The sequence below is a fragment of the Arthrobacter glacialis genome, assembly GCF_002909415.1.
Classification (GTDB): Bacteria; Actinomycetota; Actinomycetes; order Actinomycetales; family Micrococcaceae; genus Specibacter; species Specibacter glacialis.
Genome location: NZ_PPXB01000005.1, coordinates 167,158 through 186,277 on the forward strand (window position 1 = coordinate 167,158; position 19,120 = coordinate 186,277).

General features: G+C 61.9%; 16 protein-coding genes. 6 read left to right on the top strand and 10 right to left on the bottom strand.

Features of this window, described 5'->3' with window-relative positions:
• Positions 1–83 precede the first annotated feature (83 nt).
• Positions 84–662: a DUF4190 domain-containing protein gene (locus tag CVS28_RS07705; protein WP_103481164.1), complete on the bottom strand. Its 579-nt coding sequence runs from the start codon at positions 660–662 to the stop codon at positions 84–86.
• Positions 663–832: 170 nt separating this feature from the next.
• Here CVS28_RS07705 and pgm point away from each other — a divergent pair, with 170 nt between their 5' ends.
• Positions 833–2,476: a phosphoglucomutase (alpha-D-glucose-1,6-bisphosphate-dependent) gene (pgm, locus tag CVS28_RS07710; RefSeq protein WP_103465240.1), complete on the top strand. Its 1,644-nt coding sequence runs from the start codon at positions 833–835 to the stop codon at positions 2,474–2,476.
• A gap of 414 nt (positions 2,477–2,890) precedes the next feature.
• On the opposite strand, the gene CVS28_RS07715 is transcribed toward pgm, so the two are convergent.
• A complete protein-coding gene (locus tag CVS28_RS07715) occupies positions 2,891–3,820 on the bottom strand; it encodes a cation diffusion facilitator family transporter (protein WP_103465239.1) in 930 nt (309 codons plus the stop codon).
• A gap of 53 nt (positions 3,821–3,873) precedes the next feature.
• On the opposite strand from CVS28_RS07715, the gene CVS28_RS07720 reads away from it, so the two are divergent.
• Together CVS28_RS07720 and CVS28_RS07725 are read left to right on the top strand one after the other, a co-directional pair.
• Complete coding sequence (locus CVS28_RS07720) at positions 3,874–4,185, top strand: ArsR/SmtB family transcription factor (protein ID WP_103481165.1); 312 nt, start codon at positions 3,874–3,876, stop codon at positions 4,183–4,185.
• A gap of 109 nt (positions 4,186–4,294) precedes the next feature.
• A complete protein-coding gene (locus CVS28_RS07725) occupies positions 4,295–5,617 on the top strand; it encodes a uracil-xanthine permease family protein (RefSeq protein WP_103465237.1) in 1,323 nt (440 codons plus the stop codon).
• A 104-nt stretch (positions 5,618–5,721) separates the two neighbouring features.
• Here CVS28_RS07725 and CVS28_RS07730 read toward each other — a convergent pair whose 3' ends face one another.
• The 4 genes from CVS28_RS07730 to CVS28_RS07745 all read right to left on the bottom strand — a co-directional run bounded on the left by CVS28_RS07730 (position 5,722) and on the right by CVS28_RS07745 (position 9,541).
• Complete coding sequence (locus CVS28_RS07730) at positions 5,722–6,837, bottom strand: glycerate kinase (RefSeq protein WP_103481166.1); 1,116 nt, start codon at positions 6,835–6,837, stop codon at positions 5,722–5,724.
• A 39-nt stretch (positions 6,838–6,876) separates the two neighbouring features.
• A complete protein-coding gene (locus tag CVS28_RS07735) occupies positions 6,877–7,659 on the bottom strand; it encodes a glycerophosphodiester phosphodiesterase family protein (RefSeq protein ID WP_243399760.1) in 783 nt (260 codons plus the stop codon).
• Between the two features lie 9 nt (positions 7,660–7,668).
• Positions 7,669–8,478 carry an HAD family hydrolase gene (locus tag CVS28_RS07740; RefSeq protein WP_103481167.1) on the bottom strand — a complete coding sequence of 270 codons (810 nt, stop codon included), beginning with the start codon at positions 8,476–8,478 and terminating at the stop codon, positions 7,669–7,671.
• A gap of 124 nt (positions 8,479–8,602) precedes the next feature.
• Positions 8,603–9,541, bottom strand: a complete 939-nt coding sequence (locus CVS28_RS07745; protein ID WP_103481168.1) for a carbohydrate kinase family protein — start codon at positions 9,539–9,541, stop codon at positions 8,603–8,605.
• Positions 9,542–9,854: 313 nt separating this feature from the next.
• On the opposite strand from CVS28_RS07745, the gene CVS28_RS07750 reads away from it, so the two are divergent.
• The 3 genes from CVS28_RS07750 to CVS28_RS07760 all read left to right on the top strand — a co-directional run bounded on the left by CVS28_RS07750 (position 9,855) and on the right by CVS28_RS07760 (position 15,176).
• Entirely contained in the window at positions 9,855–12,776 is a 2,922-nt protein-coding gene (locus CVS28_RS07750; RefSeq protein ID WP_165788100.1) for a discoidin domain-containing protein, read from the top strand.
• A 212-nt stretch (positions 12,777–12,988) separates the two neighbouring features.
• Complete coding sequence (locus CVS28_RS07755) at positions 12,989–13,969, top strand: LacI family DNA-binding transcriptional regulator (RefSeq protein WP_207767477.1); 981 nt, start codon at positions 12,989–12,991, stop codon at positions 13,967–13,969.
• 103 nt (positions 13,970–14,072) lie between these two features.
• Positions 14,073–15,176: a GTP pyrophosphokinase gene (locus tag CVS28_RS07760; protein ID WP_103465231.1), complete on the top strand. Its 1,104-nt coding sequence runs from the start codon at positions 14,073–14,075 to the stop codon at positions 15,174–15,176.
• Between the two features lie 94 nt (positions 15,177–15,270).
• Here the strand turns inward: CVS28_RS07760 and CVS28_RS19905 are convergent, their stop codons facing one another.
• From CVS28_RS19905 to CVS28_RS07780, 4 genes are all read right to left on the bottom strand, one after another.
• Positions 15,271–15,474 carry a hypothetical protein gene (locus CVS28_RS19905; protein ID WP_133159079.1) on the bottom strand — a complete coding sequence of 68 codons (204 nt, stop codon included), beginning with the start codon at positions 15,472–15,474 and terminating at the stop codon, positions 15,271–15,273.
• 157 nt (positions 15,475–15,631) lie between these two features.
• Positions 15,632–16,300, bottom strand: coding sequence for a response regulator (locus tag CVS28_RS07770; RefSeq protein WP_103481170.1), 669 nt, complete (start codon positions 16,298–16,300; stop codon positions 15,632–15,634).
• Positions 16,301–16,721: 421 nt separating this feature from the next.
• Positions 16,722–17,942, bottom strand: a complete 1,221-nt coding sequence (locus CVS28_RS07775) for a sensor histidine kinase (protein ID WP_103465228.1) — start codon at positions 17,940–17,942, stop codon at positions 16,722–16,724.
• A gap of 150 nt (positions 17,943–18,092) precedes the next feature.
• Entirely contained in the window at positions 18,093–19,112 is a 1,020-nt protein-coding gene (locus tag CVS28_RS07780; RefSeq protein ID WP_243399761.1) for a proline racemase family protein, read from the bottom strand.
• Between the last annotated feature and the right edge of the window lie 8 nt (positions 19,113–19,120).

Sequence of the window (19,120 nt, forward strand, 5' to 3'; positions counted from 1 at the left end):
GTACGACGGCGGCACCTTTCCCATCGCAGTTGTGTTGGGAAAGGTGCCGCCGTCAGTTAAGGACCCTAGTGAGTTGTTGCCAATCAGGTGTAGCCCTCAGCTGCTGGGCTGTAGGAGTCAAAACCCATCATGGCCAGGCCGAAGAGAACAAAGCCGTAGAGCGCACCATAGATCAGTAGCGCCAAGTAGTTGGTAATCAGCCCGGTGATGGAAAATGACCTGCCTTGAGGGCTTTCCTTCTTGAGACCAATGTGGCCCAAAACGATGCCAACTATCTGCGGGACCATAAAAAACCCGAATCCTGCCACGAGCGAGACCAAGCCAATGATCATGCTGGCCAGGCTCATGCCGCGCGGGCCACTGGTCTTGTCCGCATAGCCCGGACCGCCCTGATAATACGTTGGGCCACCATAGTGCTGGGCGTAGGGCTGCTGCCCATACGGTTGTTGGGCGTAGTGTTGCTGGGCGTAAGGCTGCTGGGCAAAGGGTGCCTGCTGCCCATACTGCCCGCCTGCCGGTGGTCCATACTGGGGCGCCGGCGGGTTTTGGAACTGCTGGTTCTGGCCCAAGAAACTATCCGGCACGGCAGGCGCCGCGTAGGGCGGCGTGGGGCTGCCGGGCTGGCCAGGCTCTGGCTGCGGCTGCTCTGGCTGGTTCGACATTGCTGACTCCTACTGGAATTGCTGTCCCGTGAAGGCACGCAAGGGGGAAAGTTAAAGTTGACTCCCATAATAGTCCGGTCTCCTGAGACAGCCGGGTGAGTCTTCGCTCAGATAGTTCATACTCTGGGCAGCACGTGCCAATCCGGCGCCCGCTCTGTCATGCTGTGAATATGGCTAGCCGCGCGGGCACTACTGCCCTTCCCCAGGACCTTGTTGATCTTTCTGCTTTGCTGGATGCATATTACGATCTGACTCCAGATCTTAGCGATCCGGCGCAACGGGTGGCTTTTGGCACCTCGGGGCACCGCGGCACCTCATTGAAGGCTTCCTTCAACGAGGGCCACATTGCCGCCATCACCCAAGCCATTGTGGAGTACCGCAACGGTCAGGGAATCACCGGCCCGTTGTTCATGGGCAAGGACACGCATGCCCTGAGCGATCCGGCACAGAACACGGCCTTGGAAGTTTTGGCGGGCAACGGCGTCGAGGTTCTCATTGACGCCCGCCATGGTTACACGCCCACCCCGGCCGTTTCGCATGCCATCCTGAGCTACAACTCGGGCCGCACAGAGGGACTGGCGGACGGAATTGTGGTGACTCCTTCCCACAACCCGCCCGGCGACGGCGGTTTCAAATACAACCCTCCCCACGGCGGGCCCGCCGATTCCGATGCCACCGGCTGGATTGCCAACCGGGCCAACGAACTGCTGGAAAACGGCTTGCGAGGCGTGAAGCGGGTCGTGCTTTCAGACGCCATGGCGGCCTCCACCACCGGCAAGTTCGACTTCCTCTCCAGCTACGTTGACGACCTGCCCTCCGTCCTTGACATTGACGCGATCCGGGCCGCAGGCGTGCGCATTGGGGCGGACCCCATGGGTGGGGCTTCGGTGGATTACTGGGGCGAGATCGGCGAACGCCACAATCTGGACCTCACAGTTGTCAACCCCACCGTGGACCCCCAGTGGGCCTTCATGTCACTGGACTGGGATGAGAAGATCCGCATGGATTGCTCCTCCCCCTCAGCCATGGCGTCGCTCATTAACAAGCTGGCCGCTGGAGCCCCCTTTGACATTGCCACCGGGAACGACGCCGACGCCGACCGCCACGGCATCGTCACCCCGGATGCCGGGCTGATGAACCCCAACCACTACTTGGCTGTGGCCATCCAGTACCTCTACACGCACCGTTCACAGTGGCCCGCAACAGCCAGCGTGGGAAAGACCTTGGTCTCCTCCTCCATCATTGACAGGGTCGCCGCCGATCTTGGCCGCCAGCTCGTTGAAGTTCCCGTGGGTTTCAAATGGTTTGTGCCGGGCCTGCTCTCCGGCGAGGGCGTGTTTGGCGGGGAGGAATCCGCAGGCGCCTCCTTCGTCAAGAAGGACGGTTCCGTCTGGACCACCGACAAGGACGGCATCCTGTTGGCACTGCTGGCCTCGGAAATCACGGCCGTCACCGGAAAATCACCCTCGCAGCACTATGGTGAGCTGACAGCCCGCTTTGGGGCGCCGTCGTACGCCCGCATTGACGCCGCAGCCACCCGTGAACAGAAGGCGGCACTGGGCAAGCTCTCTGCCGCCGACGTCTCCGCCACCATGCTGGCCGGGGAGCCAATCACGGCCAAACTGACGGAGGCCCCCGGCAACGGCGCCGCCATTGGCGGCTTGAAGGTCACCACCGAGAACGCCTGGTTCGCGGCGCGCCCCTCCGGCACGGAAGACGTGTACAAGATTTACGCCGAATCCTTCAAGGGCGCAGACCACCTGGCCCAAGTCCAAGCCGAGGCCAAGGCCCTGGTCGACGGCGTCATCTCCTAACGCGGCGGCAGCTGGGCCACTTCCGCCATCCCTCGCGAGCAGTAAGATTTTCCGCCCGCTCCGGGGCCTCCGGCTTCAGTGTCGGCTGCGAATTTGGGCTATGCGCTGTGTTGCCGACTTCGCGATCGCATAGCCCAAGTCCACTTTGGGCATGCGCAAGTTTGGACCCCGTGCCTAGCGCAGCTGTCAGAGAGGCGCCATGCTGGCCTCGACAGCTGCGCATAAACAAAGTCGCATGGGTTTATGCGCAGACACAGGTATTCGCGCAGCGCATATGCAAATTGAGGGCCGGGCGGCGGAGCCGGTGTTTCCGTAGGCGACGTAAAGGAGACGCCAAAGGCCGCCCGCGGCCGACGCGTCGGATAGTCGCCGAGGGAATTCCGGTCCGCAGCACGCACCGGCGCACGCACCCGGTTAGTGGTGGGCGCCTAGTTCGTGTTCGGCGTGGGTGACGGGTTCCAGCTGGAAGGTGGAGTGCTCAATGCTGACGTCAAAGTGGCTGGCCACGCAGCTTTGCAGGGCGTCGAGCATGAGCGGGACGTGGCCGTCGTGGAAACATTCCTCGTCCACCACCACATGGGCGGAGAGGATGGGCAGGCCAGTGGCGATTTGGCTGGCGTGGAGGTCGTGGACGCCGCGAACATGATCGAGCGCCAGTATGTGCGCGCGGACCTCATCCAGGTCAAGTCCTGAAGGAGTCGATTCCAGCAGCACACCAATGGTTTCCAGCAGCAGCCTCACGGTGCGCGGCAGGATCATGGCACCAATGAGCATGGCCACCACGGCGTCGGCCTGCATCCAGCCGGTCAGCGAGATGACGATGGCTGCCACAATGACTGCCACCGAGCCCAGGGCGTCGTTGACAACCTCCAGAAACGCTGCCCGCATGTTGAAGTTCTTGCCGCGCCCGCCCATCAGGACAAACATCGAGATGATGTTTCCCAGCAGGCCGATAGCGCCGAAGATGATCATCTCATTGGAGGCAATCTCGGTGGGGTTGAAGAGGCGCTGGACGCCTTCCACCAAAACAATAAGCCCGACGGCGAGAAGCACCGCTGCCTGCGCTGTTGCCGCGAGTACTTCCGCCCGCGCAAAACCCCACGTCCGCTTGCTGGTTGCCGGGCGGGTCATCAAGCGGGCGGCCAGCAAGGCCATGGCAAGCCCGCCAGCATCCGTGAGGACATGCGCGGAATCAAACAGCAACGCCAGGGATCCGGTGAGCAGGGAGCCGATGACCTGAAAGACAAACACGGCCAGCGTGATTGCCAAGGCAACGGCAATGCGTCCTTGGTGGCTCTCGCCCGGGGCCCCGGCGTGGGAATGGGAGTGATCGTGACCAGACATAACTCAATAGTACATCGATGGCTGAATTCATCAACTAATGTATGATATTGAGAATGAAGCCCATTAGCAACGCAGCAGTGCTGGCCAGGTTTGGCTACGCCCTCTCCGACCCCACCCGGGCCGAAATCTTGATGAATCTGGCCAAGGCACCCCAGTATCCAGCCGACCTGGCCACCGAACTGGGCGTTTCGCGCCAAAGCATCTCCAACCACCTTTCCTGCCTGCGAGACTGCGGACTGGCCGTTGCCATCGCCGAGGGGCGCCGGGCCAGGTATGAACTGGCCCACCCGGACCTGGCCCACGCACTTAACGACCTTCTCGGCGTCGTACTCCTGACCAGCGAAGGCCACGTCCCCCACCCCTAGTTCGTCCGGCCGGTGGGCACAGGCGCCCCGAACCACCCGTAAATCTCCGTGTGCCGATATTCTTATCGGCAGGCTGTGCACTGGCACGGCATTGACTGGAGGCACGTTGATGAATTTGTTGGGCACTAAGTGGCGCGTTCACGGGGACGGCAAAACTATTGCACCGGGGCAGGTTGTCGGCCCCGACGAGCGGCTGAGCTGGCCCCGGACCATTGGTATTGGCCTGCAGCACGTGGTGGCCATGTTTGGTGCCACGTTCCTAGTGCCCCTGATCACCGGCATGCCACCGGCCACAACCCTGTTCTTCTCCGGTATTGGCACCTTGTTCTTCCTGGTCCTCACGCGGGGACGGGTCCCCAGCTATTTGGGTTCCAGCTTCGCCTTCATCGCGCCCATCATGGCCTCACAGCAGCAATTTGGTGTCTCTGGTGCACTGGGCGGCGTGGTGGTTGCCGGTGTGACACTCGCAGTTCTGGGCTTGATCGTGCAAAAGTTTGGCGCGTCCTGGATCAACAGGCTCATGCCGGCGCCCGTCACGGGCACCATCGTGGCGTTGATCGGCCTGAACCTGGCACCTTCCGCGCGCGGCAACTTTGAAAAGGCCCCCATCACGGCCCTTGTCACCCTGCTGGTCATCATCTTGGTCAGCGTGCTGTTCCGAGGAATTCTGGGCCGCCTTGCCATCCTGGTGGGCGTGGTGGTTGGCTACTTGGTGGCGGTGCTGCGCAACGAGGTGGACTTCTCCAAAATCGATGCGGCCGGCTGGATCGGATTGCCGCACTTCCAGACCCCCACCTTCCACTTTGCCGTTCTGGGCCTCTTCATCCCCGTGGTGCTGGTCCTGGTGGCGGAAAATATTGGCCACGTGAAGTCGGTGGCGCTGATGACTGGGGAGGATCTTGACCCCTACGCGGGCCGGGCCATCATTGCCGACGGCGTGGCCACCACCTTGGCAGGGTTTGGCGGCGGTTCCGGCACCACCACTTACGCCGAAAACATTGGCGTCATGGCTGCCACGAAGGTTTACTCAACGGCTGCCTACTGGGTGGCAGGCGTTGCGGCCTTGCTGCTGAGTTTCTCCCCCAAGTTTGGCGAGCTCATTGCCACCGTCCCGGCGGGTGTTCTTGGCGGTGCAGCAACCCTGCTCTACGGCATGATTGGCGTGCTGGGTGTGCGCATCTGGGTGCAGAACAAGGTTAACTTCGCCAACAACATCAACCTCACCACGGCAGCAGTCGCGCTCATCATTGGCGTTGCCAACTTCACCTGGAATGCCGGAAGCCTGACGTTCGAGGGCATCGCCCTGGGCACCGCGGCGGCACTCATTGTCTACCACGGCATGAGTGCGCTGGCGAAGTGGCGCGGCACTGCCACGGACCCTCTCGCCGCCGAGCTGGAGCCGGCAGCCCCGAAGCCGGACAAGGGTCACTAGCCCGGCAACCCTTCCCAGCGCAGTGACTTTAGATTATGCGTAAGACTCTCCATGAGTCTTACGCATAATCTTTGTGATGCGGCATTGCCGGGCGTAAAACGTGCTCAGATGCCGTTGAGCGCCTCGGAGGTGGCCCTCGTGGTGAAAAGTGCGGCGTCGGCCAGGGCAGCCTCCGGGGAACCCGCCACATCCGTCGCACTGACGGCTGAGACCACCCCGTGTTCGGCCAGCTGCTGGGGTGTCACGGTGATTCGTCCGGCAACTACGACGACGGGAATCCCCCGTGCGTGCGCGGCGTCGGCAACTCCCAGCGGACCCTTGCCGGAGAGGGACTGCACATCAAGTGAGCCTTCGCCGGTGATGACCAAGTCAGCGTCAGCCAGGGCCGCGTCAAGATTGATCATGGTGGCCACCAGGTCAAAGCCGCGCTCGATGGTGGCGCTGGCGTAGGCCACAAACATGGAGGGGAAGCCGCCGGCAGCGCCCGCCCCCGCCACATCTATGTCAATCCCGGTGTCCGCCGCCACCACGGCGGCCAGCTTGCGCAGCCCGGCATCGAGGTGGTCCACTGCCTGCGCGTCGGCGCCCTTTTGCTGCGCAAATACATGAGCCGCACCGTTGGGACCGTACAACGGGTTGTCCACATCCACTGCCATTCGCAGTTTCACGCTGGCCAGCCTCGGGTCGAGTTCCGAGGCATCCACGGCAACAACATCACCCAAGGATCCGCCGCCCAAAGGCACCAAATTGCCATTGGCATCGGATAGTTTCAGGCCCAGCGCACGCAAGGCGCCCGTTCCGGCGTCGGTCATGGCGGACCCGCCCAGGCCAATAATAATTTCGGTGGCACCGGCCTCCAGCGCCGCGGAGATCAGTTGCCCGCACCCGTAGGAATGGGCGCGCAGGGAGTTCTCCACCGTGGGTTCGCTGAGCAGGTAGCCGCTGGCCTGTGCCGTTTCAATGACGGCCACCGACGTGCCGGGATGGAATGCCCAGGCCGCACCAACCGGCTTCAGGATGGGACCCACCACAGCATTGAGTCGCTCGGCATAGCCTGCAGCCACCGCGGCATCCACCGTGCCTTCACCGCCGTCGGCAATGGGAAGTGTGGTCACCACCGCGTCGGGGTAAACCCGCAGCGCCCCTTCAGCCATGGCCGCTGCGGCTTCGGGAGCCGTGAGGGTCCCCTTGAACTTGTCCGGGGCAATGAGAATACGCATGTCTCCATCCTGCCACCGGTCACTGACAAGGCTGAATAGTTACGCCCAGTAACCTCGCTGGCGCATCACCTCGGCCAGCAAATCAGCCCTGTCGGTCATGATGCCGTCCACGCCGAGGTCAAAAAGCTGGTGCATCTCAAGAGGTTCGTCAATGGTCCAGACGTGCACCTTCAGCCCCAGTCCGTGGGCCCGACGAACCGACGCCGCCGTGACCAGATCATGTCGCCCGAGCCTGCGGGGTATCTGCAGGACATCCACCTGACGCATCAGCAAGCGCACCAAGGGAACGGGCAGCCACGGACTCAGGCAGAAATAGGCCACCAGGTGCCATTTGCCCGGGGAGCTCGCCACGGGGCGGCTCAGCCGGGACAACACGGCACGACGGCGTTTTCCGGAGAAAGAAGCTACACACACCCGGTCGTGCAGGCCCCGTTCCTCGATGAGCTCCGCCAGCGGCACCACCGAGCCCTGGTCCTTGACGTCAATATTGAACCGTGCCGTTGGCAGTGCCGCAAAAAACTCGGCCAGGGTGGCGATGGGTTCCCGGCCACCAATGCGCGCCTTGCTCACCACCGAGTACGGAAGTTGGGAAATGACGCCGTGCTGGTCCGTGACCCGGTCCAGGGTTGAATCGTGGAACACCACGGTGACGCCGTCGGCCGTGGTGTTGATGTCCGTCTCAACATAGCTGTACCCCAGATCCAGGGCTGCCCTAAAAGCCGTGAGGGTGTTCTCCAAACCACCCTGGGAGAACCCCCTGTGCGCAATGGCCACAGGGTGTGCGGCGTCCAGATAGGGCTTTGCAGCTGTGGTACGTGACACGACGGCGCTCTACGCCAGGCGCAGGGCGGCGAGCCGGGACTCGATGACTTGGGCAACGCCGTCGTCCTCGAAGCGGGGAGCCACCAGCGCAGTGGCTGCGAGCGCCTGCGGGTGCCCACTGGCCATGGCGTAGCCGGCGCCTGCCCAGCCAAGCATTTCAATGTCATTGGGCATGTCACCGAAAGCCACCACATCGGCGGCGTCAATGCCCAGGGACGCAGCATAGTGGGCCAGCGTCACAGCCTTGTTGACACCTACGGGGCCCATTTCCAACAGCGCCAGCTCCGGCGCCGAGTGGGTGACCTCAATGAGGGCTCCCATGCCGGGCGCAACCAGCTCCAGGAAGTCGTCGGCGTTGCCGGTGTGCAGTACAGCCAGCATCTTCACGATGCCGCCGTCGGCAATGTCGGCGGTCAGCACGGCGGGGACAACGTTCAGGCTGCCGGCCGGGATCCGGTTGCCCAGAAAACCGTCCTCGACGTGCAGCCCGGTGAGGGACTCCAGCGCAAAGCGCGCATCGGGAGCCAGTGCTGTAACAATGTCCCGGACCTGTGCCACCGTGTCCCAGCTGATCACATGGGAGTTGAGCACTCTTTCAGTGCCGAGGTGGTAGGTCACTGCCCCGTTGGAGCAGATGACGGTTCCCGTGTGGCCAATTTGTTCGCGGATGGGGTCCAACCAGCGCGGCGGCCGTCCTGTCACAAAAACAATCTCAATGCCCGCCTCGGCGGCAGCCGCGAAGGCTTCCACCGTGCGGGTGCTGATGGTGCCGTCGTGGCCAAGAATGGTTCCGTCAATGTCACTGGCAATTAAACGCATACCCAAGGCTATCCAACTTCGGCCCCGGCGGCGCCCGGGCGGCGCCGAAACGCTCGTATTAAGCCCTGCCGCCCTGCTGCGCCCGCCCAACTGAGCACCACGGCGCCACCTCTTCTGGCTTGGGTCACTTCTGCAATTCGTCGCGACTGGGCGGATTGGCGCCGGCCCGGGAGACGGTGATGGCGGCCGCACGGGCAGCATAGCCGATCATCTCGGCCAGCGTGGCCGTGCTGATCCCCCTCAGGTCACCGCGACGCTGGGCACCGTCCAATTCCCTGTCCACCAGCGTGGACAGCAAGGCGGCCATGAACGAATCTCCGGCACCCACGGTGTCAACCACCTGCACATCGGGCACGGGGCAGGCAGCCTCGCCCGCAGCACACACCGCCCACGGGCCATCTCCACCCTGGGTGAGGACGACGATGGCAGGGCCTTGCGTGCCACCGATGGCCAGCCACGCTCGGGCTGATTCCTTGGGGTCAACACCTGGGTAGAGCCAGGCAAGGTCCTCATCCGAGGCTTTGACCACATCGGCCATGCGGACGAACTTTTCTGCCTGCACGCGCGCATAGTCCACGTCAGTGATGATGCTGGGCCGGCAATTGGGGTCGAAGGCAATAGTGGCCAGCGGGTGCAGGGCAGTGACGGCGGCCAGAACTTGCTTGGCACCCGGGGACAACATGGTGGCAATGGAGCCCGTGTGCAGCAAGGTGGTGGCACCAAGCATGAAATTCGGGGCACCGTCAGTGCTGGTCAATTCCGGCAGGGACCAGTCCAACGCGAACTCGTAGCTGGCAGCCCCGGCATCATCAAGAACTGCCCGGGCCACGGAGGTGGGCTGGGCATCGGGAGCCAAGGGAACCATCACGGAGTTGGTGCGTAAATACCCACCCACCATGTCCCCATAGGCGTCGTGACCATACCGGCCAAGAAACTGCACCGGATGCCCCAGTCGCGCCAACCCCACAGCAACATTCATGGGGCTGCCCCCCACATGTGGCAACGGATCCTTGCCGGGGCGTACAACTTCATCAATCAGAGCTTCACCAATAACAGTCAACATGGCACTAGCCTAGGCGCCACTTCGCTGCGGCCGAAGCGTGAACATGGCCCCTGCCCCTCCCCACACCTGGCTGCGTCATATTCACAACAACCCTACTCAGATGTGACATGGGACTCCTATACTTCAAATAGTGATCGATAACATCGCGTGGGAAGCCTGATTTCAAGCGCTTACCCTCGCCATACAGCAGGCCCATCGACCAGTCATGAGATCCATAACTCCAAGCAACCAGGCACCTCTGTCCAGGGCTCCCCACAGGCAGAAGTCAACCGCACGTCATGTGCGAGCAAAGCACACGAGAGGTAGCACCTGCATGAAAAGTACTTGGCGCACGATAGCGATGGTGGCGGCAATAGGCATGCCGCTAGCCGGCATCTCAGCAATGTCCCCGGCCACGGCAGCCCCTGAGGAGCCAGCCATTAACCCGGCACCCGTGGTTGTCCCGTCCTTGCACGAGTGGACCGGCGGCAAGGGCACGGTGGAGATTACCTCGTCCAGCCGCATTGTTGTCCCGCCGACACTGAATCAAGTAGCTGAGGAGTTCTCTGATGATCTGGCCGAAATGACAGGGCTGGACCTGGCCGTCGTCACAGGGGCCAGCAAGCCCGGTGACATCTCCCTGGTCCTGGATGTGGCGGATAAGTACGCAGCCGGTGGCGAACGGTATGACGCCGAAGGTTATAAGCTCGACGTCACCGCCGCGGGCGTGAAGGTCACAGCCCCGACCGAGACGGGCGCCTATTACGGTACACGCAGCATTTTGCAGGTCATGACCCAGTCCGATGGCCGCAACAAGTTGCCTGTGGGCTCCTCTGTTGACTGGCCCGACTATGAAGCCCGCGGTTTCATCTTGGATGTTGGCCGCCGCTTCTTCACAGCGGATTTTGTCAATGACTACATCAAGATGATGAGCTACTACAAGCTCAACCGCTTCCAGATTCACCTCAACGACAATGAGATCTTTGCCGGGGCTGACAAGGACTGGCGCAACCTCCAACAGGGCTTCCGGCTCAAGTCGGAAAACCCGCTGTACGCAGGCTTGGCCTCCGCGGACGGCTCCTATGACCGCGCCGACTGGGACGGCTTCGAGGCCACGGCGGGCAGTCGCGGCGTGCAGATCATCCCTGAAATCGATGTTCCCGCCCACGCGGCCGCCATTATTAAATGGCGCCCGGACATCGGCCTGAACAACGGCAAGTCAGACCACCTTGACCTGAGCAAGCCGGAAACCACGGCTGCTGTCAAGGGGATCTTTGACGAGTTCATGCCCTGGTTCCAGGGCGCTGAGGTGAACTTCGGTGCGGATGAGTACCCGGGCAACAAGCTTCAGTACCGGGACTTCTACAACGCCATGGCGGCGCACATCCGGGCCAAGGGCAAGCAGCCCGGAGCCTGGGGCAGCTTCACCGAAATGAGCAAGGGGACCGGATTCTCCGGCGTGGAGGGTTTCGACAAAGACGTCATCATCAATTCCTGGAACAACGGCTGGTACGGACTGGATGCCGCTGCCTCGGACGGCATGAAGTTCATCAACACCAATGACGGCACCTTGTACGTGGTTCCCTTTGCCGACTACTACCACGGCAGTGGTTTGAACAATCAATGGCTGTACACCAATTGGCTGCCCAACACTGCAGGCAACGAAACAGTGGAACCTGAGCAGGTCATGGGTGCCATGTTCGCGGTGTGGAACGACCTTGTCAACGAGGACTACAGCCAGCAGGACGTCCATGGTCTGATCGAGCGCTCCTTCCCCGTTGTTGCCCAGAAGACCTGGACGGCTAAGACCCCCGCATTGCCCTACGCAAGCTTCAATAGTGCCCTCGACAAGATTGGCATGGGCCCTTCCCTTGGCACAGTGAAGGACACCACCCCGGCTGCCGGGGCCAGCAACCTCGCGTCCGGCAAGCCCGTGGCGGCTTCCTCCACCAAGGCCGGATACCCGGCGTCGAACGTCACTGACGGCGAGCAAAATACCCGCTGGGAGTCTGCCGATGACGCCAACACGTCACTGACCATTGACTTGGGCAGTGTGCAGAAGGTTGGTGGCGTCAACGCTGAATGGGCCGCCAACGCCCCTGCTGGCTACGCCGTGGAAACGTCCAAGGACGGTTTGTTCTGGGACCGCGTCACCACCCATGAGGTGGCGGGGGCGGGCAATGACCGTGTCCTCTTCCCCACCACTGAGGCTCGTTTTGTTCGCTTGGCTGGCCTAACTCCTGCAGGTGACAAGGCGGCCCGCGCAGCATCCGGGACCGTGGGCGCGTGGAGCGTGGGAGTTGAGGGAATCACCAACGTTGCCATCGGCGCCAAAGCCACCGCATCTGGCAATGAAGCCCCCACCCTGCCTGCAGACCAGGCCTTCGACGGCAACCTTGCCACCCGCTGGTCAGCCAACTACAACGGCGTGCGGTGGATCGCCGGCGACCTGGGCAAGGTGCAGCCCATCAACGAGGTCACCATCGCCTGGGAAGGCGCCTCCGCGAAGGACTACACAGTCTCGACCTCCTTGGACGGTGTCACCTGGACCGTAGCTGCCACGAAGACGGCCATGCCCGCGAGCAAGCGCACGGACGTAGTGCCGTTTGACACTGTCAACGCCCGTCACGTCAAGGTGGAGATCCAGTCCTCAACCCTGGGCATCTACCTCTCCGCCTACGAGATCGAGGTTCGCAACACGCAGGTCACCGCCCTGGGTGTTGCCGGTTCCTTGGCCGGCACACCCAATGCTGAGGGTACGTTCGACGCCGAACCCACAGTAACGCTGGCGGCTACCGGCGCCGGCGCCCAAGGCGCTGCGCTGGAGTACCGGATTGGCCAGGGCCCCTGGACCTCTTACAGTGCACCATTCAAAGTGGCCGGCTACCAGCTGACAACTGTTGAGTACCGTGCCAACAGCGGCGCGGAAACTTTTGCCGGCTACGTTGCCCTGGACCTGGATACACCCGGCGCTTCACCGTCACCCACCCCGGGGCCCACGGAAACCACGGCTCCTGCCACCACTGGCGCCACAACACCGGCCACAACGGCTCCGGCAACGTCGGGGCCGGGCACGGCAGCAACCAGCACGGCCGCGCCCACCATGCCGGCAACAGCCCCGGCCGCAGCGGACGGCGAGCTGGCCAGCACAGGTGCCAGCATCACGGCAGTTGTCTTCGCCGGGATGCTGCTGATGGGGGCCGGCGCACTGACCCTGGCGCGCCGTCGCTCATCACGCGGGCGCTACCAAGGCTAGGCGACTAGACCAGCATCAGAAGGCAGCTGTGGCGGTTGGGAGGAAGGTTCCCAACCGCCACAGCTTTTGTGCAGTGGCTCAGCCCGGAAATATACGCGGCGGCGAACCGTTCAAGCTATGCTCAGGGATGGTATTTGACGTGCAATAAACAAGAATGGGATCGGCAGACAGGTATGAGCATTTCGGCGTCGAGACCGCACAGTATTCGCGATGTGGCTTCAATTGCCGGCGTGTCACCCCAGACCGTGTCCCGGGTACTCAACAGCCACCACAGCGTGAAGCCCGCCACCCGGGAGCGTGTCCAGGAAGCCATCGATCAGCTCGGCTACCATCGCAACTACGCTGCACGCAGCCTCTCCACCGGCCGGACCCAAATCATTGGCCTTGTCATGTTCAACACCGATTCATACGCCCGCTCGATTGTTGTCAGCAGTATTGAACTGGCAGCCGCAGCGCTGGACCACTCGGTGATCACCTCCCCCATCAGCGCCATGGATGACCAAACCATTGAGGCGGCCGTGCAGAGCTTGGTGGACCGCGGCGCCGACGGCATCATTCTGGCCGTCCCCATGATCGACTCAAGCCCGGTAGTGTCCAAGATTGGCAACACCACCCCCATCGTCACCTTGGATGGGTCGCGCACCGAATCCAGCGAGCTGCTGGTTATAGACCAGGCACTGGTTGCCGAACTCGCAACACAGCATTTGCTGGACCTGGGGCACCAGACGGTGTGGCATTTGGCTGGCCCGCAAAACTGGATTGAAGCCATCGACCGCAGCCAGGGTTGGCGCTCCACCCTGGAGCGGGCCGGCAAGAGCGTCCCACCTGAACTTAAGGGCGACTGGTCACCGGAGTCGGGCTATGCCAATGGGCTCATTGCGGCCCAAACCCCCGGCCTGACGGCCATTTTTGTCTCCAGCGACGAGATGGCCTTCGGTGTGATCCGCGCCATGCACGAGAGCGGCCGCCGCATCCCGGAGGATGTATCAATTGTCAGCGTGGACAATATTCCACTGGCAGAGTTCAGCTCCCCGTCGCTGACCACTGTGGCGCAGCCCTTCAAGAAGATTGGCCAACTGGCTGTCCAACGGTTGCGGCACCGCCTGGCGAACTCCCAAGAACCCTTCCCGCCTTTTGCGTTGCTCCCGGAGCTGATCATTCGCAGCAGCACGGCCGCGCCACCGTCCAAGTAGCCGCACGCGGGCACTGGTGTCCACCAGCCCTTAAACCAATTTTTGCTTCATCTGCGGTGCTGCGACTGGCCTTGTCACCGCCGGGGCGTTTAGGCTCGAGACCATGGGTAGTAATTGGGATCGACTCGATGAATCGCTGCGGCCGGCCGTCAGCGCATCGGTGGCCGACTATGAGCGGACGCGGCCGGCATTGGAAAAGGTCACGGCTGAGATGGAAAGGCTTGTCCGTGACGTTTTAGCGGAGGCCGAAGACAAGCCGCTGTTTGTCACGAGCCGGACCAAATCCGTGGAATCGTTCCGCGAAAAGGCGTCCCGCATGGTGGCGGAGCCAGACACCGCCCCCACCTTGCAGTTCCCCGATCCGCTGCGGAACCTCACGGACATGATCGGCGTTCGCGTCATCACCACGCTTCCCGGGGAGAACGCCCAGGCGGCCAACCTGATCAAACGGCGCCGGAACATCTTTGACTGCCGCGGAGATACCGAGAAGGACATTGGCTCCATTGAGTCGGGCACTTACGGCTACTCCAGCCGGCACTTGATACTGCGCACCATCCAAAATGATGTGGTGCGGGCCTACCAGGAGCTCCTTGACCCGGAAAACAAGCCCAATGGCAGCTACTTCTTCGAATGCCAGATCCGCACCATCTTTGCCCACGCGTGGAGCGAAATTGAACATGACATTCGCTTCAAGTCCCAGGACCCCCGCGCCTGGAGCCCGTACTTTGACAGGCAGTTCACCGCAACAGCTGCCATGTTGGAGACTGTTGAGTCAGCCTTTTCCGAACTCCATGACAGGTACGAAACCGTCACCAGCTACTGGGACGTTGACGGCGAGGGTAAGGTTTCGCTGACGCCCAACCGAATCAAGGCCGTCTGGCAGACCCTGTTGCCCCATGTTGACAGGAAGGCCGACGACGACTGGGGCTGGGCTGCCGAGCTGGTGGCCGCCCACGGCCTAAGCAAAACAGTGGACCTGGCTGCCCTGTTGCAGCCGCAGATCATCTCCAACGTCCGCAAGGCCCTGGACCACCGGTACTCGCCCGGCCCCGACAGGCTGCTCGATGATTTGCTCCTGTGGCAGTTTGGTGAAAGCCACATTGATCTAACCGCCGAGGAGTCTGGCACCGACCAGACCCCGCGCCGCGACAGCCTGGTACGCCGCCATCAACAAATGCAGCGCTACCGCAAGGCGCAAGGCTTCTAGGCGGGTTCCAGTGCGGTCCGCTTAAAAAAGTTCTGCGCTGGGCAACTTCCGTTGTCCAGCGCAGAACTTTTGTGAACTTGGCTTTAGGAGCCAGTTAGCACATGCGAAACCCGAATACGTTACACGGGATGAACCACATGCCATAGGTTGTGGCTACGTTTTCCGTCTGCACTGAGCTGACGGGGGCGGTGTCATTGGAGGTAGCCGTGTCTGCCTGGGCAGGGGACAACCCGGGAGCCAAGATAAGGCCTGCAGCGAGTACTGCGGCGACACCCACTGATGCAAAGGGAGATTTCATGAAAGAGCCTTTCAACTGAGTGTTATCGATCACCATTACATGGCTACTTTCCAGCATAGATGCCCCGGAAGGACAGGTATACACTCGGGACGGCCACAAACCCCTGTCCTTTTGGACAGTCTTTTTGCGTGCTCTCCGAAAGGTGCTGTCAGCTTTGCTACGCAACAACGCCTGTGCGAAGCGCCGTGATGACAAGCTGCAGACGGTCGCGGGCTTGGAACTTTCGACCCAAACGGACCAAGTGATACTTGACCGTGGACTCAGAAAGAAAGAGCGAGGCTGCAATTTCGCTGTTGCTGCGGCCTTCACAGAGCAACTTCAGCACGTCCTCTTCACGGTCTGAGAGCTCAATAAGCGACTCCGTGCGCGTGGCGGGCCGGCTCCTTCGAACATCTGCAACCAAGAGGTGGGTGACGGCAGGGTCAATGGGGCAGTCCCCCGCGTGAACCTCCCGGACGGCTGCCACAATGCGTTCCGGCTCGGCGTCCTTCACCACATAGCCGCTTGCCCCTGCGATGAGGGCCGCCTTGAGGTACACATCGGAAATATGACCGGTGACGACCAGTATCCGGATTTCGGGAATTTCCGCCACGATTTGGCGAATGGCCGCAATACCGTCCATGACGGGCATCTGGATATCGATGAGCATCACGTCCGGATGAAATTCGTGCGCCAGACGGACGGCATCAGCGCCGTTCTCGCCTTCTTCCAGGACCACCAAATCTGGAGCCTGGGATAGGTACGTCCGCAGCGCACCCCGGACAAATTTTTCGTCATCGACGATGACCACGTTAATGGCCTCGGATGCTTCAACAATCACACTCATGCTGTCAGTCTACGTAACTTGGCTCATGCCGCAGGGCATCCAGTGCACTCTTGGCTTGACAAGACCGGGAGGTCGCCGGTCTTGGGCGATATTCCCAAGGATCAGCGGGTGAGCGATGGGAATGAGCCGGAAGGCCAGATGCCTCCGGACTTGGATCGCCCGTGCTGTGACGTGGCTACTGCTCCAAGCATGTTCAATGTGTTCATGACATTCTCCTAAAAATAAGGCGGGGCGTGTGCAACGCCTTCTAAAGGTGCCCGGAATTTATTGTTGTCTCCCGAACTCTTTCGACGTTACGCAAGGCGCACTTTAACTTTCAATGCCTCAAGGTCGGGTCTGCCCGAACGGACAGCCGAAAATGGGCTGTTCCGGCAAGGACTAGCCATTTGGCTTACTATATGAAGGTTCCAGCGGCGTGCTGCTAGTGAAGCAGCTGCCGGCCCTTGATGGGGAGAACGGTGCGAACGCTCCACCACCCGTTTACCGGGCCAGCGTCGAGGGTTCCGCCGAGCCGTGAGGCGCGCTCCCGCAAGCCAATGAGACCCGTCCCCGAGATGGGCAGGCGCGGCTTGCCCGGCGTCATGCGGTTGCGAACAAGCAACTCAATGACGTCATCCTGCACGTCCACGGAAATATCGCATTCGCTGCTGCCGCCGGTGTGCTTGACCACGTTGGTGGCGCTTTCCTGCAGTATTCGCAGCACAGTGGATCGCAGCCCATTGGGTATCCGGTCCAACTCCCCGGATGTCGTAACCCGGGTGGGAAAACCTAGGCTGTTGAGCTGTTTTTGGGATTCGGCGACGCTCTTCGCCAGGTCGATCGTGGCCGAACTGAGTGAGACGCTGGTTTCCGCCCCTGCCATCGCGGGAGCATCGTCGGCGCGCATGGTTTGTAGGAGCCGGCGAAGATCATCCAGGGAGCTTCTGGCCATGACACCAATCTCAGTCAGTGCATGATGCTGGGAGTCAGAGTCACTAGAGATCTTGCCAAGATTGGCTTGCACGGCAATCATTGTCAGCCCGTGGGTGACAACGTCATGAAGTTCCCTGGCCAGTTCCGTACGCTGCTCCAGGGCAGCTTTTGCGGCCGTTTCCTTCGCAGCCCTTTGGGCCTGCTCAGTTTGGATGGATTTTTCCCTCAACAACTTTACCGCCAGCCCCGGCGCTACGAGCAGCAAGGTGGCGGGGAGGTAGGCCCACAGGTTTGCCGGACCCAGCAGCGAAACGCCAAGTGTCCAAGCAAATTGCCACACGATGAAGCCACCAACAATGATTGCCAAGCCGCGGACGGAAACTCGATACGCGGCAACGGCGAGCGCTCCGAAGGCCAAGAGCAGTGCACCCCCGGGCTGGACTTGCGGGTACATGCTTGCCAGCAGCGCCAAAAAGGCGAAGGGGGTCAGCTGGGGCCTAAAGGCCAGCGAAATCCACAGCACCCAATACGCAACCGTGCCGGCAAGCCCCAACAAAGGAAAGTCCCCGGGGCTGTCAGAGAGGAAAAAGAGCCGCAGGTCATCGAAAGCTGACACCGTGACAAAAAGAGCCAGGAGAAAACTGGCCCAGAATGGCAGGGGTGAAATGCCGATCTTGAAGAGGCCGCCATGGACAATGCCCTGCCACGCCCTACCCGTCCGCACACGCATCTTAGAACTGCCGTCTGGACGGTATCACGGCTGCTGCGTCCGGCTGCGGGGCGGGGTCAACGTACATGTCGCCATAGTATCCGCTGGGAACCCAAATGCGGCGCAACGGGCACTGGGCAAGGAAGTGCAGAGCGCCGCGGCTGCACCCCATCAGCGCAGCAGGAACCCCATGCCCAGCTCGTCGTCGGCGTCGAGGGTGAATTTGCCCTCCCCCACGGGGAACGCCCGCCCGCTGACCTCCACCACCAGGCCACCGCGTGGCCCTGCAACCCTGTCCACCACGCGGGCGGCAAAGCGCGAATCAATAATGGAGTAGTGCTCCAGCAATTCACCATCGGGCAATTGGCCCGCGTCGCTGAGCAATGCCACCCGGGCTGCCGTGCCAGACCCACTGGGTGATCTATCCACCTGGCCGTCGGCAAAAACGTTGACATTGCGCTGCCGCAGCCCGGCCCCGGAATGCGCCATGGGCTCATGGAAAATGGTGCCAAACACTCCCTCAATGCGTGAATCTGCCTGCTCGTCGAGGATGGCATGGTTGGCCAGCCCCGCGCGTACTTGGTGACCGGCAGCAACCACCTTGGCCAGGTTCGACGGCGTAACCTCAAGGCCCGCTGCGGCGGCAGGCAGGGAGGCGTACAGGGCGCCGCTCCAGGCGAGGTCCACACGCAGGTGCCCAAAGTCAGGTGTTTTGATCTCAACGTCCCGAGCCACCACGTAGGAGGGGACGTTGTGGAATGCTACCTGGGCCACTTTGCCGCCAACCATGCTCACACGAGCCGTGACGCGCCCCGAGGGGACGTCAATGACAACGTCCGTCTCGCCGTCGTCCGGGGCCCTGACAAGGCCACTGCGGACGGCCCAGGCGCCCAACGCCATGGTTCCGTGGCCGCAGGCGGTTGAGAATCCTTCGCGGTGCCAGAACAAGGCACCGAAATGGGCGCCTGCGTCATTGGGCGGCACCACAAATCCGCCGTACATTTCGGCATGTCCTCGGGGTTCGTTGACAAGTAATTGGCGGAGTTTGTTGGCATCGCCCGCCATGGCATTTTCGCGCCGTTCCGCGGCAGTGTTACCCGGGATGAGGAAGGGCAGCGTGGGCACAATCCTGAAGGGCTCCCCGGCCGCGTGATAGTCAAAGGTTTCTATTTCCCACAATGCCGCTTTCACGTCTTGGA

Excerpts from the sequence above, each read along its gene's own strand:
- CVS28_RS19905 (WP_133159079.1), bottom strand. The coding sequence starts at position 15,474 with ATGAAATCTCCCTTTGCATCAGTGGGTGTCGCCGCAGTACTCGCTGCA.
- pgm (WP_103465240.1), top strand. The coding sequence starts at position 833 with ATGGCTAGCCGCGCGGGCACTACTGCCCTTCCCCAGGACCTTGTTGAT.
- CVS28_RS07775 (WP_103465228.1), bottom strand. The coding sequence starts at position 17,942 with ATGCGTGTGCGGACGGGTAGGGCGTGGCAGGGCATTGTCCATGGCGGC.
- CVS28_RS07760 (WP_103465231.1), top strand. The coding sequence starts at position 14,073 with ATGGGTAGTAATTGGGATCGACTCGATGAATCGCTGCGGCCGGCCGTC.
- CVS28_RS07730 (WP_103481166.1), bottom strand. The coding sequence starts at position 6,837 with ATGCGTATTCTCATTGCCCCGGACAAGTTCAAGGGGACCCTCACGGCT.
- CVS28_RS07745 (WP_103481168.1), bottom strand. The coding sequence starts at position 9,541 with ATGTTGACTGTTATTGGTGAAGCTCTGATTGATGAAGTTGTACGCCCC.
- CVS28_RS07740 (WP_103481167.1), bottom strand. The coding sequence starts at position 8,478 with ATGCGTTTAATTGCCAGTGACATTGACGGAACCATTCTTGGCCACGAC.
- CVS28_RS07715 (WP_103465239.1), bottom strand. The coding sequence starts at position 3,820 with ATGTCTGGTCACGATCACTCCCATTCCCACGCCGGGGCCCCGGGCGAG.
- CVS28_RS07725 (WP_103465237.1), top strand. The coding sequence starts at position 4,295 with ATGAATTTGTTGGGCACTAAGTGGCGCGTTCACGGGGACGGCAAAACT.
- CVS28_RS07750 (WP_165788100.1), top strand. The coding sequence starts at position 9,855 with ATGAAAAGTACTTGGCGCACGATAGCGATGGTGGCGGCAATAGGCATG.
- CVS28_RS07770 (WP_103481170.1), bottom strand. The coding sequence starts at position 16,300 with ATGAGTGTGATTGTTGAAGCATCCGAGGCCATTAACGTGGTCATCGTC.
- CVS28_RS07705 (WP_103481164.1), bottom strand. The coding sequence starts at position 662 with ATGTCGAACCAGCCAGAGCAGCCGCAGCCAGAGCCTGGCCAGCCCGGC.
- CVS28_RS07720 (WP_103481165.1), top strand. The coding sequence starts at position 3,874 with ATGAAGCCCATTAGCAACGCAGCAGTGCTGGCCAGGTTTGGCTACGCC.